Below are 17670 nucleotides of genomic sequence, written 5' to 3' on the forward strand. Positions count from 1 at the left end.
GCATAAATTAAAATCGTTGAGCTCGGCTGAGTAACAAATCGATTATCAAGACAAGGTTTGATTCAAAAGACGAGCTCTCAATAGTGTCACTATGATAATTCACTGCATCGTCATAAATGGGGAAATGAATATCAGCAAGTTCAGCCAATGGATTGGCACTTGCACGAGTAAATGCAACAATCCTCATACCAATGCTTTTTGCTATTCTTGCTTTTTCAACAACTTGTTCTGTCTCTCCGCTACGAGATATCGCAATAAAAACCGTATAGCGTGACGCATTATTAATAAAGATATTCTTACTGTCACTCAGTCCAGAAAGAAAAGCATCTTTACCAATCAGCTGTAACCGCTTACTGATATATTCTGAAAAGATATGGGAAAAACCTGCACCATAAATAAAAAATGAGTTCTTACTGTTAATTAAATCAGCAAAAGCTTGTCTTCGTTCATCTGAAATTAAGGTGAAAGTTTTTAAATAATTCGCCAAAAACTGATCAAAAAGCGGCTCTGCTACCTCATTTTCATCACTTTTCAGTTGATGAGATTTTTCAGCTGTGGATAACAACTGTTTGCAGTAATACACCAGCTCACTATAACCAGAAAAACCTAATTTCTGACAAAGACGCATAATGGTGGTTGTCGAAACAAAATTGGCTTGTGCAAGCTCTCTAATAGTAAGTTTGCCGACTTGTGTCGGATTATCAATTAAATAGGAAAGGATGCGATATTCTGCACGGGTTAATTCTGTTGCTCTTGATAGTAAAGATGATAATCGTGCCGACATACCTGTTACCTTATTGATACATCGTCCTTACCAACATAAAAGGAAAATGCTGTTCTGGTGATAGAACAGCATTCTTATTCAATTACTCGTTAACAGCAAGTCTTGAGATCAAACACGCTTACCATTTACATAAGCTTTACGTAATTCAGGCCAATACTCACGATTTGCTTCAATCATATCATCGAGGATCTTCTTAGCGTGGATCGCACTTGGCACTGTTTTATTCAGTGTGAACGCTTCAAGTGCTTTCTCGTAACTACCTTCAAGCGTTGCTTCCACCAACAGTTGTTCTGATGCCAATTGTTGCTCTAACAAAGTACGATGGAAACGCGGAATGTCACCAACACGAATAGGCTCTGGTCCGTGAGAAGTGATATATGCCGGCACTTCAACCATTGCATCATAAGGTAAATCAGCAATCGCACCTTTATTTTCAACAATCACTAAATGGCGCTGACGTAAATCAAAAGCTAAAGAGCATGCCACATCAACAATAAAAGCACCGTGAACACCAACGTGGAAAGCATCAGGTAAAATACCGCTCTCTTTGTATTCACGCGCAGCTTCAAATAGGCGCTTTTCACGACCATCCATCACTTCATTTGCACGGGTATAATCAGGATCTTGGTGCTCAACGATATAATTTGGCATCAAGTAATACTGCAAATATGGGTTTGGAATATATTCAGGGAATGCTTCCATTAATGGCTGAATATGACGCCATGTTTTCACCCATGATGGATCTGAGTGTTGTGGGTCAGTTTGAGCTGCATCTTCGGTTAAAAGACCGAATTTAGCGATATGTTCACGTAATTCAGGCAGTTTTTCTTCGCCTTTTACGCGCACAGAAGTGAACCAACCAAAGTGATTTAGACCAAAATAGTCCACATCTAAATCATGGCGATCGACGTTTAATACGGCAGCCATATTACGCATCGCTGCAACAGGCATATCACAGATATTCAATACTCGAGCATTAGGACGTAAACGACGTACACCTTCAGCAACAATCGCGGCTGGATTTGAATAATTTACAATCCATGCTTTAGGAGAGGCATACTCCTCAACTAAATCAATTAATTCAACCATAGGTAAAATGGTGCGTAAACCGTAAGCAAGCCCACCAGGTCCACAGGTTTCTTGCCCTACAACACCATAACGTAATGGGATTTTTTCATCCTGCTCACGCATTTTGTATTGACCCACACGCATTTGAGCAAACACAAAATGAGCGCCATCAAATGCGATTTTTGCATCCGTTGTTACCGTAAATTTAATGGTATCACTATGATCACGGATCACTTTTTCAACCACGGGTGCAATGGTATCTTGACGCTCTTGATCGATGTCGTATAAACGAATTTCACTCAGTGGGAAATCCTCTAAACGTACCATTAAGCTTTTTACTATTCCTGGTGTATAGGTGCTTCCGCCGCCTGCAATACTTAAGATAAAGGGTGATTTAGTCATCTTTCTTTCTCCTATTAAAGTGCGGCTTCGACCGCTTCACGCATTTTTTTCACATGTAATCCATAAACAACCTGAACATTATTACCGTGGCGTACAACGCCTTTAGCACCGGTTTTTTTCAAGATATCTTCATGAATTGCATCGACATTTTTAACAATGACTCTTAAGCGGGTATAACAATTATCAACCACTTCAATATTGTCACGTCCACCGAGTCCTTCAATAATCTCTTCGCCTAACCCATTGATAGTTTGAGTGGTTTCTTCAGAGGCAGTGACGGCTTCTGCCTTTTTCTTGTAATCTTCTTTGCTGTATAAACGTGTTTCTTCATCATCATCTTCACGACCCGGTGTTTTAAGATTGAGTTTTAAAATCAAGGTTCTAAAGATAACGAAATAGAGAACTGACATAATCAAACCCACCACGATATACATAGGCCAATTTGATTTTTCAGTGCCTAACGGCAAGTTATATAAAATGAAATCAATGACACCGTTCGCACCAATCGCATGAACACCTAATAGGTAGAACAGCATCATGCCAATACCGGTTAATACGGCGTGAACTAAAAATAAAACTGGGGCAACAAATAGGAAGGAAAACTCAAGAGGCTCTGTTACACCAAGTAAGAAAGAGGTTGCAGCCGCAGGAATTAAAATTGCCTTCGCCATCTGCTTTTTCTCTTTTTTAGCCACAGAGATCATGGCCGCTGCCGCGGCAGTTAAGCCGAACATTTTAGCAATACCGCGCGCATCCCAAATCACAGTGCTACTGAGTTGTTTAACTTCCGGGCACGCCATTTCAGCAAAGTAGATATTTCTTGCACCTTGGTAAGTTGTGCCACAAACATCAGCAACACCGCCTAATTCGGTATACAAGAATGGGGTATAGACTAAATGATGTAATCCTGTTGGGATAAGAATACGTTCTAAGAATCCATAAATCAGCGCACCAAAAGCACCAGAATCATGAATAACAAGCGCCATTTTAGTAATACCCGCCTGAGCAAAAGGCCAGACTTCACACATTAAAACAGCGAGTGCAATGGTGAATGGAATAGCAATAATGGCGACAAAGCAGTGACCAGAGTAGATAGCCATAATGCCGTTAAACTGACGACCTGAATAACGATTATAAAGCCACCCTGATATTGCCCCAGTTAAAATACCGGCAAATACGCCCATTTCTAGGACTTGGACACCTAATACCATGCCTTGACCAGCAGCTCGCATCTCTTCTGCGCTAACCAGTTTACCTTGTAGCGTTAGCGTAATATTCATGGCATTCGTGAAAATAACAAACACCACTAAACCAATTAAACCAATTAAACCGGCGTAGCCTTTGTCTTTTTTCGCTAAACCAACGGGAATACCCACAGCAAAGATCAGTGCCAGGTTGATTAAAATAGCAACAGATGATTTTGCGAGTAATTGCCCAATACTTTGAATAATCGGGTGATTTAAAAACGGAATATATTCCGCAAGATTGCCATTGCCAAAAACATTACCTAAAGCGATATATAAACCGACAATCGGCAATATCAAGACAGGCCCATATAAGGATTTACCAAACGCTTGTAGGGCATTAATGAGTTTTTTCATACGGTATCTCGTTGTTGTTTTCTTACACTCATTTCCATAACAGCATCCTGCGCTGGCATTAAATAAAAAGCAATTTATCCACTTGATTTAGAAACGGATTACGTTAAAAGTAACATGTTACTTTTTTTATTGTGAGCCAACTCATGGTGAATATTCAGACAAAAGTTAAGTGATTTTTTAACGATAAGCAGAAGAGAAAAAGACCAGATAACAATAAAAAATCATAAAAAAACCGAGCTTACTAACACAAGGTTAATAAACTCGGTCTTAAGGCAGAAAAACAATACTAACTAGGTCAGATTAGCCCTCGGCGGCTTCTCTTAAACGACGTTTAATATTGCTATATTCCGTTTTCACATAGTGTTCTGCCTGAGCCTGTTCCTTGATTGGCTCAACACATACTGCACAATATTTATACTCAGGTGTTTTAGTGATTGGGCTTAAGTTTTCTGCAACGAGTTCGTTACAAGCACCAATCCACCACTGGTAAGTCATATATACCGCACCTTTATTTGGTCTATCACTGACCGCAGCACGCGTAATCACTTTACCTTGACGAGAGCGTATCCAAACTAACTCTTGATCTTTAATACCCAGTTGTTTGGCATCTTCAGTATTTAACTGAACATAACCTGGCTCATCTGCTAATGCTGCCAATGCTTTACAGTTACCTGTCATTGAACGGCAAGAGTAGTGCCCAACTTCACGGACTGTTGCCAGTACCATTGGGAATTCATCAGACAGTTTGTCAATTGGTGGCGCCCAATCACAAGTAAAGAATTGACCTTTACCGTTAGGGGTATCAAATTTACCACCTTCATACAGATATTGTGTACCTGGGCTATCTTCTGTTGGGCAAGGCCATTGAATATATGCCAAGTCCGCCATTTTTTCGTAAGTCGCACCATAATAAATTGGGCATAGCTCACGCAACTCATCCCAAATTTCTTTGGTATTGTTGTAATGCATTGGATAACCCATTGCTGTAGCCATTAGACTGATAATTTGCCAGTCTGTTTTTACATCACCAACAGGTTCAACGGCTTTATAGAAACGTTGGAAACCGCGGTCTGCTGCAGTATAAACACCTTCATGTTCACCCCATGATGTTGCAGGGAAAATAACGTCAGCAATCGCCGCCGTTTTGGTCATAAAGATATCTTGTACTATCAATAGTTCCAGTTTTTCAAACGTTCTACGAATTGTTGCTAAATCAGGCTCAGTTTGCAGTGGATCTTCACCCATTACATAGTGAGCTTTTAATAAACCATGATCGATATTATGAGGGACTTCACTTAACGCATAGCCCACTTCATCAGGCATGGATTCAATGCCCCAGAATTTAGCAAATTTCTCACGCGCTTTTTCATCAGTAACGTATTGATAGCCCGGCAGTGTGTTAGGTAATGCACCCATATCACACGCACCTTGTACGTTATTTTGACCACGAACAGGGCCAACACCGACGTATTTTTTACCTAAATTACCAGTTAATAATGCCAAGCTAGTCAGTGAACGAACAGTTTCAACGCCTTGGTAGAACTGAGTGACACCCATTCCCCAAAGAATTGTTGCTGTTTCTGCTTTTGCGTACATACGTGCAGCTTCACGAATAATTTGAGCACTTAAACCTGTTGTTTCTTCAACGGATTCAGGTGTATAGCTTTCAACTAATTTACAATATTCTTCAAACTGCTCGGTGTGATTTTCAATAAAGGATTTATCATGCAATCCTTCTTCAATAATCACATGCGCAATCGCATTTAATAGCGCAATGTTAGAGCCATTTTTTAAGCCTAAGTGTAAATCGGCTAAACGTGCTGTTTCGATGTAACGAGGGTCACATACAATAATTTTGGCACCCTTTTCTTTCGCCTTAACAATACGGCGAGCAACAATAGGATGCGAGTCTGCGGCGTTATAACCGAAGACAAATAGACATTTGGTATCCTCAATCTCAACGATTGAGTTGCTCATAGCACCATTACCGACCGAACGCTGCAGACCTGCAACCGAAGGGCCGTGTCAGACACGAGCACAGCAGTCTATATTATTATTTCCGATAACCGCACGAGCAAATTTCTGCATAACGAAGTTAGCTTCGTTACCCGGGCCTCGTGAAGAGCCGGTTGTCATAATAGATTTAGCACCGTATTTCTCTTTGATCGCAAGAAGTTTGCTACTCGCAAACTCAATCGCTTCTTCCCAAGAAACCGATTCTAATTTTCCGCCTCTTTCACGACGGATCATTGGTGTTTTAAGACGTGGAGTCAGTATCTTAGTATCATGGATAAAATCCCATCCATAATACCCTTTCAGACACAGCTCACCTTGGTTTGTTAAACCATTGGCTCCTTCAGCGCCAATGATTTTACCGTTTTCCACCTTCAGGTAGATTTTGCATCCTGAGGCGCAATACGGACAGACCGTGATGACTTTTTTCATCAACATTGCTCCTGTGTTCATCAATGTTCAGGTTATTACCTGATCCTCTCCTCTATCTATGCAGAGAGTGTGCCAAATAAGCACGCTTTTTCACATTTCCACAAGATAATGAAAAATAAAGAAAAATAAAAAACATTGAGTGAACAAGAAAACAATGAAAACTAAAACAATAGGAAGTGCTCGACACTAATGACGATATTTATGTCGATTTGTGTTTCTATCAAAATTCGTTATACATTAACAATTATAACGTAATAGTACTTATTCATTTTATCTGTGAGATCAAAATAATAAATACGCTTTCTTATCTGCCTTTATCGGAGTCTTGCCATACATAATGATGACAACCTTCTAATATCTCTATCAATATTCCTATCTACTAGAACTATTTAAAATTAATAATTTTGATATTAATGCAATTCAAATAAAAAATTTTTAAACTTCAATAAAAAAAAGAACATAATACTGAACCTGAAAACAACTTCGCGGTCTTAAAGACCTCTACACCTTATAAATTGATAATAATTGAACATGCAAAAATTAAAGTTTTTAAGGTTTTCGAAAGAAAACATTGCCCTTTTTTTAGCTGTCTACCTTGGTTTTTTTCTTAATTTTTCCGTCTACATTGGCCGATATGGCACACAGAATACAAACAACCCCCTCATTGATGCATTATATATCCTAGGTGAAATCGTTGTTAATATTGCCTTTACCTTCTTCTTATTACGATTACTCTCTTTCTTCGGCACTCTCTTTTTTAAAATAATTGCCTCTTTTATTCTCGTCGTGAGTGTTTGCGCTAGTTACTATATTTCTTTTTATGACGTCGTCATTGGATACGGCATTATCATTTCAACACTAACTACAGATACAGATTTATCTAAAGAGCTGGTTAGCCCAAATGTAATTATTTGGATTATTGGTTTATCTGTTTTGCCATTAGCTCTTATTTGGCTATGTAAAAAACCAGAGAAAAATCTCACGACTCAACAAAAGAAAAAAATCTGGATAAAAAACACCGCCAAAATGCTAGTCATTGCACTGGCTGTTTTTGGCTATTTGAAAACACTCGATTCAAAACAAAAAGCTTATGAAATCAAGAATAACTTAGATTTACCTAGTTATAGTGGGGGTTTAAGTTATGCGTATTTGCCTACAAATTGGATTATTCCATTATTCCAATATGCAATAACACAGTATGACGATACGTTTAATAGTCAGAATATTTTTAATCCTGCCGATCACTTCACTTATCAGCCCTCAAAGGCTAACGAAGATGTGTATGTCGTCTTTATTATTGGTGAAACAGCAAGATGGGATCATATGGGATTACTAGGATATGAACGTCAAACGAATCCTCTATTAAGCCAAGAGAAAAACCTCGTTGCCTTTAAAGGTGTTTCTTGTGATACCGCAACAAAGCTCTCTTTAAAATGTATGTTTGTACGAGAAAACGGAACAGAAAGTAACGATCAACGGACATTAAAAGAGAACAATATTTTCTCAGTATTAAGCCAATTAGGCATGTCATCAGAACTGTTCTCAATGCAAAGTGAGTTGTGGTTTTACAATAAACTTGATTTAAATAACTACGCAATGAAAGAGATGATGACAGCCAAAAATAGCAATTTTGGTAAAGAACTTGATGACACCTTATTAATTGCTGAAACGGCGAATGCGGTTTCTCAGCGCCCAAGGGGAAATCATCTAGTTATTTTACATACTAAAGGCTCTCACTTTATGTATTCACAACGTTACCCTGAATCATTCAAAAAATACCAACCTGAATGTTTGAACGTGGATGATGAGTGTACTAAAGAGCAGTTAGTGAATGCTTATGACAACTCTATTCTTTATACCGACTATTTTATTGATGGCATACTCGACACATTACGCGATAAAAAAGCCATTGTGTTTTATACCTCCGATCACGGAGAATCCATTTCTGAAAAAGGTGGCTTACATGGCACACCAAAAGAAATTGCACCACCAGAACAATTTAAGGTGCCTTTCTTAGTTTGGATGTCAGATAGTTACTTAGCAGAGCCTGAAAATAAGCAATTATTTGATAACTTAAAACGTAATCAAGATGCAGAGCGCACGTTCTATCATCATAATATTTTTGATTCGATGTTAGGTTGCTTGGGTTATTCATCTCCCGATGGTGGCATTAATAATCAAAATAATCTCTGTTTTGGTGATATGACATCAACCCAAAACTAAGTTTTCTCAATAGCAAATAGACAAAAAACCACGCTCAATATTAAGCGTGGTTTTTTATTACTCTTAACTTAAATAAACTAATTATTGATTGAAACTGGTATCAGTATAAAGTTGGGTGGCTTGAATATCTTTTACTGTTTTCGCTCCACCTAACATCATATTAATTTTTAATTCTTTATTTAAATGTTGGATAACTGAATTAACACCTTCAGCACCGCCTAAATTTAATCCATAAAGAATTGGGCGACCAACCGCGACAACGTCAGCACCACTGGCTAATGCTTTAAAGACATGTGATCCGCGGCGTACACCACTATCAAAAACGATAGGAACACGTTTATTTACCACTTTTGCTATTGCTGGTAATACATCAATCGTTGATGGCGCACTATCTAATTGACGACCACCATGATTAGAAACCCAAATAGCATCTGCGCCCGCTTTAATGGCCGTATCTGCATCTTCAGGTGATTCGATACCTTTTACAATCACAGGTAAACCAGACATTTTTTTCACATACTGAATATCTGCAGGTATGAAGGCTTGTTTAGCTTGCGCATAAATTTCGCTAATACCCGCACCTTTACCTGTCTTAGATTTATCATCGCTAATTTTTGCGAATGCTTCTAAGTTGGCAAAACCTAGTGGGAACTGGAAGCTATTTTTAATATCATCTTCACGATAACCACCGACAGGTGAATCAACAGTTAAAATGATCCCTTTAGCACCATACTGTTTTGCTTGAGACAAAATGTATTCATTAAAAGCATCATTCTTACTCATATAGAGCTGAAAGAAGAACGGATATCCTGGTTGAGCATCAGCCACTTCTTTAATGGTTTTATTACCATAAGTACTTAATGAAAAAATAGAACCTGCTTTTGCCATACCTTTTGCTGTAGCGACTTCGCCTTGTTGATGTGCAAGCCCTTGAGCTGCCATCGGTGCCTGAATAATAGGCGTATCTAATTTAATACCCAAAAATTCTGTTTTTAAATCTAAGTCAGAAAATTCGATGCCTTGTAATGAACGAGGCATAATATATTTCTTATCAAATGCTGTCGTGTTTGAACGTAAATTATTTTCGTCTTCAGCACCACCACGAATATAACTGAAAGCCCCTTTATCCATATTTGCTTGGACTTGTACTTCCATCGTTTTTAAATTAACTATTTTTATTGGGCCTTCTGCGGTACTTGCTTTATATTCAGCCGCCTGTGCAACACTCACACTTAATGCCATCGCAATAGCAGTATTTTTTAATATTTTTCTTTTCATTTTTTATTCCATTTTAATTAAAGACTTATTTTAATAAATATGAACTTCTATTAAATTAACTTTATCGAAAAATAATATAAGCCTTATTTTTAGGTAAAACTTAAATTAACCGCTTACTTTTTTGTTAAAGTATTATAGCTTGTCATAAGATTACGATAGTCTGGAATATGGTTAGCAAATAGCGCACCTAATCCTTCAACATCATTACGCCAATCACGGTGTAACTCACAAGCTAAACCAAACCAGTTAATTAATTGTGCCCCTGCTTTTGACATTCTATCCCACGCAGAGTCACGAGCAATGGCATTGAAAGTACCTGAAGCATCCGTTACCACAAAGACTTCAAAACCTTCTTCAAGTGCTGATAATGCAGGGAATGCGACACACACTTCAGTAACTATACCAGCAATAATCAGTTGTTTTTTACCCGTCGCTTTAACCGCTTTTACGAAATCTTCATTATCCCATGCGTTGATTTGACCTGGGCGAGCAATATAAGGAGCATCTGGGAACATTTCGACAAGTTGAGGCATTAAAGGGCCATTAGGGCCATCTTCAAAAGAAGTCGTTAAAATGGTAGGTAAATTAAAGTATTTAGCGGCATTAGCTAATGCTAATACATTATTATTAAATTTATCAGGCTCGATATCTCTGACTAAAGAAAGTAATCCAGCTTGATGGTCTACCAATAGAACAGCAGCATTATTTTTATCGATACGATGATATTTAAAGCTCATAATAATCTCCGATAGGATAATAGAGGTAAGACTAAATTAAATAATAGCACCAAATTTATATGACAATATTCAGATCCTTTTAAATTCACATTTCAATGTATTTATTAATAATAAATAATCGATTTGAAATTTAAATATAATTAAATATCACGATATTTAATTAACTGTTTATTTGTTTATATAAATTTATTCATTTCGTTGAAAAGAATTATAAGTGCAATAATTCTTAAATGAATCTAAAGATTATTGTTTTAACTATTCAAAAATTTTGTTGATGTTTTAGGGAGAGGAAAAAAAGATAAAAAAACCCCCGCGGGCGGGGGTGAGATAAGCGCAACTAAAAGGTCTCTAACTTACTATCAGGAGATGGGTATTCATTAATGACGATTACGCACAATTTGATAGCGGCGAGTTAAATACTCAATTGGCACGCTCCAAATATGGACTAATCGGCAGAATGGGAATAATAAGAAAATTGTCATTCCTAAGAAAATGTGCAATTTAAAGACCAATGCAACACCTTCAAGGTTTGCTGAAGCACCACCGTGGAATGTCACAATAGATTGTGCCCATGCCACCAGCTTCATCATTTCGCTACCGTCCATATGTTGGGCCGAGAATGGAATAGTCAGCAGACCTAACGCAACTTGAATAACCAGTAGCGTTAAAATCATGATGTCACCAAATGAAGATGTGGCTCTAACTCGTGGGTTGGTTAAACGGCGTTTTAATAGCATTACGCCTCCTACCAGCATTAATACGCCACAAGTACCACCACCGACCATCGCCATAATTTGCTTATATTCAATCGGTAAGAAAGATTCATACATCCAATGTGGTGTTAACATCCCCAGAAAGTGACCAGCAAAAATACCGAGGATCCCCACATGGAATAAGTTGGAGGCAAGGCGCATATTTTTCTTGTCTAACATCTGGCTAGAGCCAGCACGCCATGTATATTGACCATAGTCGTAACGTAACCAGCTACCGATAATAAAAACGGCACCAGCAATATAGGGATAGATATCAAAAAATAACATATTGATGTAATTCATTTTTGTGCTCCCGTATCCAACGAATTCTCCACGTTGAGATATTGAACTGCGGTCTCTTGTGCAAAACGACGCTGATGTTGGCTGATCTTGCCACTACCACACTGCGTACCTTCTCCAAGAAACGTCACTTGTTCTTCTTCCCACACAGCATCTAATGCAGCAGGTGTATCATCTAAAGGCTCTTTTTCTACTTGAGCGGTAAGTTGTGATGCTTCTAATCCACTTTGCGAGAGACAAAGCAACACATCAAAGAGAGCGTGATAATCACTGCCTCGTTGTTTTAAACGTTCACCTAATAGAGCCAAAATAGGCGCAATATTATTTAGCCCTTCAATACACTCGGTTATAGGTAAAAGTGTTAAGTACTCAAGGTAAGTAGGCAAATAGTCAGGAAGTTCACGACTACTTAAAGTGATCCCTGCTTGTTGATATTGATTGAGCAGATCAACCATTGCCTGACCACGATCGCGAGACTCACCATGAACGTGTTCAAATAACAACAGTGATCGCGCTCGACCTCTATCAAACAGTTCGCTGTAATTGGATTGCGCATCTAACAACTCTTGTTGCATTAAGGTATGAATAAATGCCATTAATTTAGCAACTTGAGTCACAGGAAGCTCATCGGCTTCCTGTAATGCATCGATAAGTTCGCCTCGGTTATCCCACAGTTCTTGTGTGGGATAATCTAAGAGATGGGAAATCACTTTCAGAGAGATCATTATATTTTCTCCTCTGAACGACGTTCATCCTGAGGTGTTCTTGATGTGATATCAATCGCATCAATACGATGACTATTAAACAAATTAAATTTGCTATCACTACCATGACAACCGTCACCAAAGCTAAAACCACAACCATTACGTTCAGGGAAAGCTTCTCTTGCGAGTTCGCGATGACTCGATGGAATAACAAAGCGATCTTCATAATTTGCAATAGCCAGATAACGATACATCTCTTGTGCTTGCGCTTCGGTCAAACCGACTTGTTCTAATGCACTTAAGTCTGTTTTTCCTTCTACAGTTTCAGCACGTTTGTAATGACGCATCGCGAGCATTCGTTTTAGTGCTAATAACACAGGTGCCGTGTCGCCCGCTGTCAGTAAGTTAGCTAAATACTGAACAGGAATACGTAAGCTTTCTACATCAGGCAGTACACCAGTATGCGGTAACACACCCGCATCAGCAGCAGATTGAATTGGTGACAAAGGTGGCACATACCAAACCATAGGTAAGGTGCGATATTCAGGGTGCAGTGGTAATGCCAGCTTCCAATCCACTGCCATTTTATAGACAGGTGAACGTTGTGCTGCATCAATCACACTTAACGGAATACCTTGCTCTTCAGCGGCTTTGATAACTTCAGGATCGAACGGATCTAAGAAGATATCTAACTGGCTTTGGTATAAATCTTTTTCATTATCCGCACTGGCAGCTTGTGAGATTTTATCTGCGTCATACAACATCACACCCAGATAACGAATACGTCCTACACAAGTTTCTGAGCACAGTGTTGGCTGACCAGCTTCAATTCGTGGATAACAGAAAATACATTTTTCTGACTTACCGCTTTTCCAGTTGAAGTAGATTTTTTTGTATGGACATCCTGTTAAACACATGCGCCATCCACGGCACTTATCTTGGTCGATAAGCACGATGCCATCTTCAGCACGTTTATAAATCGCACCACTTGGGCATGTCGCAACGCAAGCAGGATTTAAGCAATGTTCACATAAGCGTGGTAAATACATCATGAATGTATTTTCAAACTGCCCATACATCTCTTTTTGCATGTTGGCGAAGTTTTTGTCCGCCGCACGTTTACTAAATTCACCACCTAAATCGTCTTCCCAGTTTGGGCCTTTTTCGATTTTGGTCATGCGCTGACCGGTGATCAGAGAACGAGGGCGTGCTGTCGGTAACGAGCCTTCTGGGGCATTTTTTAAATGCTCGTAGTCATAATCAAAAGGCTCATAGTAATCGTCTAATGCAGGAACATCAGGGTTGGCAAAAATTTTAGATAATAGACCAACACGGTTACCCATTCTTGGTACTAATTTACCTTTGATATTTTTGATCCAGCCACCTTTCCACTTCTCTTGGTCTTCCCAATTTTGGGGATACCCTGTACCCGGTTTGGTTTCAACGTTATTAAACCATGCGTATTCAACACCTTCGCGACTGGTCCAAACATTTTTACAGGTTACTGAACAGGTATGGCAACCGATACATTTGTCGAGGTTCAGTACCATACCGACTTGTGAACGAATTTTCATTATGCCTTCTCCTGTCCATTCAGGGTCTGTTGATAAGCATCACCTTCACCATCAAGCCAATCAATCTGTTTCATTTTACGCACCACAACAAACTCATCACGGTTAGAGCCCACAGTGCCGTAATAGTTAAAGCTATAAGCCAATTGAGCGTATCCACCAATCATATGCGTTGGTTTAGGGCAAACTCGTGTCACAGAGTTGTGAATACCACCACGCATTCCTGTTATTTCAGAGCCAGGGAGATTTATTTGGCGCTCTTGTGCGTGATACATGTAAATCATGCCATCAGGAATACGTTGGCTGACAATCGCTCTCGCCGTTAACGCACCATTACTGTTGTATGCTTCAACCCAATCGTTATCGCTAATTCCCATCTCTTTGGCATCATCTTCACTTAGCCAAACCACAGGGCCACCGCGACCTAGCGTTAACATGAGTAAGTTATCGCTATACGTTGAGTGAATACCCCATTTTTGGTGAGGAGTCAGGAAGTTCAGTGCCTTTTCAGGGAAACCATTTGGTTTTTTACCTTTAACCGCATCAATGGCTTTGGTATCAATCGGTGGACGATAGACCACTAAGCTTTCACCATAAGCACGCATCCACTCGTGATCTTGATACAACTGCTGGCGACCACTTAAAGTACGCCAAGGGATCATCTCGTGAACGTTGGTATAACAGGCGTTATAAGAGACATGCTCATCTTCAAGACCAGACCATGTTGGGCTTGAGATAATCTTACGAGGTTGAGCAACGATATCGCGGAAACGAATTTTCTCGTCTTCTTTCACTTTGGCTAAATGAGTGTGATCGCGTCCTGTCACTTTACTTAATGCATCCCACGCTTTTACAGCCACTTGACCGTTGGTTTCAGGTGCTAAAGAAAGGATAACTTCAGCTGCATCAATCGCCGTTTCAATCGCTGGACGTCCTTTTGCCACACCATCATGACGAACTCGATTAAGTTTTTTCAGGAAATCGACTTCTGCTTGTGTATTCCAGCTGATCCCTTTACCACCATTACCCAATTTGTCCATCAGAGGGCCAAGTGAAGTAAAGCGAGCATAAGTATTTGGATAATCACGCTCTACAGGAATAAGGTGTGGTGCTGTTTTACCTGGAATAAGATCACATTCACCTTTTTTCCAATCTTTCACATCAAAAGGCTGTGCCATTTCAGCAGCTGAGTCATGCTGAATAGGTAATGTCACTAAATCAGTTTCAACCCCTAAATGACCTACACACAATTTAGAGAAGGTTTTAGCGATACCTTTATAGATCTCCCAGTCTGTTTTAGACTCCCAAGCAGGATCAACGGCTGCCGTTAATGGGTGAATAAAGGGATGCATATCCGACGTATTCATATCGTCTTTTTCATACCATGTTGCGGTTGGTAAAACGATATCGGAGAAGAGACAGGTGCTTGACATACGGAAGTCTAAAGTCACCACTAAATCAACTTTACCTTCACCGCCTTTATCTTGCCATTCCACTTCTTGTGGCTTAACTTGGCCTTGCTCGCCTAAATCTTTACCTTGTAATCCGTTTTCGGTTCCCAGCAAGTATTTCAGTAAATACTCATGTCCTTTACCCGCCGAACCTAATAAGTTAGAGCGCCAGATAAATAAATTACGTGGGAAGTTTTGTGGATTATCAGGTTGCTCTGAAGCAAAACGAATTTCACCTGATTTCAATGCATTAACGGTGTAATCAGCGGCACTAACGCCTGCCTCTTTGGCTTTTTTCGCAATAGACAGCGGATTTAAGTTTAATTGAGGCGCAGATGGTAACCACCCCATACGCTCTGAGCGCACGTTCATATCAACCAAGCTACCACTAAAGCGTGATTTATCCGCTAATGGTGATAACAACTCTGTTGGGGATACGGTTTCATAACGCCACTGACTTGAGTGGTTATAGAAGAATGACGTGCTGTTCATATGACGAGGTGGACGTTGCCAGTCAAGACCAAAGGCTAATGGCAACCAACCAGTTTGTGGACGCAGTTTCTCTTGTCCAACATAGTGTGCCCAGCCACCACCACTTTGACCGACGCAACCACAGAAAATCAGCATATTGATAATGCCACGGTAAGTCATATCCATGTGGTACCAGTGGTTAATACCGGCTCCCACAATCACCATCGAACGACCGTGTGTTTTTTCTGCGTTATCCGCAAATTCACGTGCAATACGAGCGATATCTTGGCGACCTACGCCTGTCACTTTTTCAGCCCATGCTGGTGAGTATGCTTTGATTTCATCGTAGTTTGATGCACAGTTTTCATCATTTAAACCACGATCTACACCGTAGTTAGCTAACAATAAATCATAGACTGTTGTGATGTATTTCTCTTCGCCGTTCGCAAGTGTAATGCGCTTCGCAGGAAGTTTATGAACAATCACATCATCAAGAGCAACACCTTCAAAGTATTCACTCTTAATGCCACCAAAGTAAGGAAATGCTACATCAACAATATCATCGTGGTTATCTAAAAGACCTAATTGTAAAGTGACATCTTCGCCACTTTTGCCGTCTTTAGGCTCAAGGTTCCATTTAGCAGCACCTTCCCAGCGAAAGCCCATAGAGCCTTGAGGAGCAACCAATTGCTGTGTTTTTTCATCAATAGCAACGGTTTTCCACTCTGGATTTTTCTCTTGATCCAGATTGTTCACTAAATCAGAAGCACGCAACATACGACCTGCAACTAACTTGCCAGAATCATGTTTATCTAACATCACCAACATTGGCATATCAGTGTAAGTGCGCACATAGTTACTAAAGTATTCAGTTTGGCGCTTAACGTGGAATTCGTTAAGAATAACGTGTCCCATCGCCATCGCCATTGCGCTATCAGTACCCTGTTTTGGATTTAACCATTGGTCACAGAGTTTCGCAATTTCAGCGTAATCAGGTGTTACCGCAACGGTTTTAGTCCCTTTATAACGAACTTCTGTAAAGAAGTGGGCATCTGGAGTACGTGTTTGCGGTACGTTAGAACCCCATGCAATCAGGTAAGAAGAGTTATACCAGTCTGCTGATTCAGGAACGTCGGTTTGCTCACCCCAAGTCATTGGCGATGCAGGTGGTAAATCGCAATACCAATCGTAGAAACTTAAGCATGCGCCACCAATCAGAGATAAATAACGTGCACCCGCAGCATATGAGACCATCGACATAGCAGGAATTGGCGAGAAACCAATAATACGATCAGGACCAAACTCTTTGGCAGTAAACACGTTAGAAGCCGCAATGATTTCATTCACTTCAGACCATGAAGAGCGAACAAAACCACCACGCCCACGCGCTTGCTTATAGCTTTTAGTTTTTTCTGGCGAACTAACAATAGAAGCCCATGCATCAACAGGATCGCTATGTTGTGCCTTTGCTTCGCGCCATAGTTTAATTAAGCGTTTACGTACCATTGGGTATTTAACGCGGTTCGCGCTATATAAATACCATGAATAGCTTGCACCACGAGGACAACCACGAGGTTCATGATCCGGTAAATCCGGACGTGTACGTGGGTAATCCGTTTGTTGAGTTTCCCAAGTTACTAACCCATTTTTGACGTAAATTTTCCAGCTACAAGAGCCGGTACAGTTTACACCGTGAGTAGAACGAACAATTTTGTCATGTTGCCAACGACTACGGTAACCATCTTCCCAATCGCGGTTAACATTCAGCTCTTGACCATGATCCTTTGAAAAGGTATCACCAAGCTGCTTAAAATAGCGGAATCTATCGAGAAACTTACTCATCAGATACTCTCCCAATGCGCGCGAGCGCTCTCACATTGCGT

At 39.9% G+C, this 17670-nt stretch carries 11 protein-coding genes; 1 reads left to right on the forward strand and 10 read right to left on the reverse strand.

From position 1 onward, the window contains the following. Window positions 1–7: 7 nt before the first annotated feature. From GTK47_RS19540 to fdhF, 4 genes are all read right to left on the reverse strand, one after another. The gene (locus tag GTK47_RS19540) at window positions 8–784 is read right to left on the reverse strand and encodes a MurR/RpiR family transcriptional regulator (RefSeq protein WP_165126340.1); all 777 of its coding nucleotides are present in this window, start codon (window positions 782–784) and stop codon (window positions 8–10) included. A 108-nt stretch (window positions 785–892) separates the two neighbouring features. Continuing rightward, window positions 893–2254, reverse strand: coding sequence for a 6-phospho-alpha-glucosidase (locus tag GTK47_RS19545; protein ID WP_165126343.1), 1362 nt, complete (start codon window positions 2252–2254; stop codon window positions 893–895). A gap of 14 nt (window positions 2255–2268) precedes the next feature. Then, on the reverse strand, window positions 2269–3855 hold the full coding sequence (locus GTK47_RS19550) for a PTS transporter subunit EIIC (RefSeq protein WP_165126346.1): 1587 nt from the start codon (window positions 3853–3855) through the stop codon (window positions 2269–2271). A 300-nt stretch (window positions 3856–4155) separates the two neighbouring features. Then, window positions 4156–6300: a formate dehydrogenase subunit alpha gene (gene fdhF, locus GTK47_RS19555; RefSeq protein WP_165126349.1), complete on the reverse strand. Its 2145-nt coding sequence runs from the start codon at window positions 6298–6300 to the stop codon at window positions 4156–4158. Between the two features lie 531 nt (window positions 6301–6831). On the opposite strand from fdhF, the gene eptB reads away from it, so the two are divergent. Next, the gene (gene eptB / locus GTK47_RS19560) at window positions 6832–8523 is read left to right on the forward strand and encodes a kdo(2)-lipid A phosphoethanolamine 7''-transferase (RefSeq protein ID WP_165126352.1); all 1692 of its coding nucleotides are present in this window, start codon (window positions 6832–6834) and stop codon (window positions 8521–8523) included. An 81-nt stretch (window positions 8524–8604) separates the two neighbouring features. On the opposite strand, the gene GTK47_RS19565 is transcribed toward eptB, so the two are convergent. The 6 genes from GTK47_RS19565 to GTK47_RS19590 all read right to left on the reverse strand — a co-directional run bounded on the left by GTK47_RS19565 (window position 8605) and on the right by GTK47_RS19590 (window position 17629). Next, window positions 8605–9801 carry a lactate oxidase gene (locus tag GTK47_RS19565; RefSeq protein ID WP_165126355.1) on the reverse strand — a complete coding sequence of 399 codons (1197 nt, stop codon included), beginning with the start codon at window positions 9799–9801 and terminating at the stop codon, window positions 8605–8607. A 113-nt stretch (window positions 9802–9914) separates the two neighbouring features. After that, window positions 9915–10538 (reverse strand): isochorismate family cysteine hydrolase YcaC, encoded by a 624-nt coding sequence (ycaC, locus tag GTK47_RS19570; protein ID WP_165126358.1) that lies wholly within the window; start codon window positions 10536–10538, stop codon window positions 9915–9917. 377 nt (window positions 10539–10915) lie between these two features. Beyond that, window positions 10916–11593: a respiratory nitrate reductase subunit gamma gene (narI, locus tag GTK47_RS19575; RefSeq protein ID WP_109395376.1), complete on the reverse strand. Its 678-nt coding sequence runs from the start codon at window positions 11591–11593 to the stop codon at window positions 10916–10918. Then, on the reverse strand, window positions 11590–12315 hold the full coding sequence (gene narJ / locus GTK47_RS19580) for a nitrate reductase molybdenum cofactor assembly chaperone (RefSeq protein WP_165126361.1): 726 nt from the start codon (window positions 12313–12315) through the stop codon (window positions 11590–11592). Before narJ ends, narI begins: the two co-directional genes overlap by 4 nt. Then, complete coding sequence (narH, locus tag GTK47_RS19585; protein ID WP_088493882.1) at window positions 12315–13868, reverse strand: nitrate reductase subunit beta; 1554 nt, start codon at window positions 13866–13868, stop codon at window positions 12315–12317. Before narH ends, narJ begins: the two co-directional genes overlap by 1 nt. Next, the gene (locus GTK47_RS19590) at window positions 13868–17629 is read right to left on the reverse strand and encodes a nitrate reductase subunit alpha (protein WP_165126364.1); all 3762 of its coding nucleotides are present in this window, start codon (window positions 17627–17629) and stop codon (window positions 13868–13870) included. Before GTK47_RS19590 ends, narH begins: the two co-directional genes overlap by 1 nt. Window positions 17630–17670: the final 41 nt, after the last annotated feature.

The sequence above is a fragment of the Proteus sp. ZN5 genome, from assembly GCF_011046025.1.
GTDB lineage: Bacteria > Pseudomonadota > Gammaproteobacteria > Enterobacterales > Enterobacteriaceae > Proteus.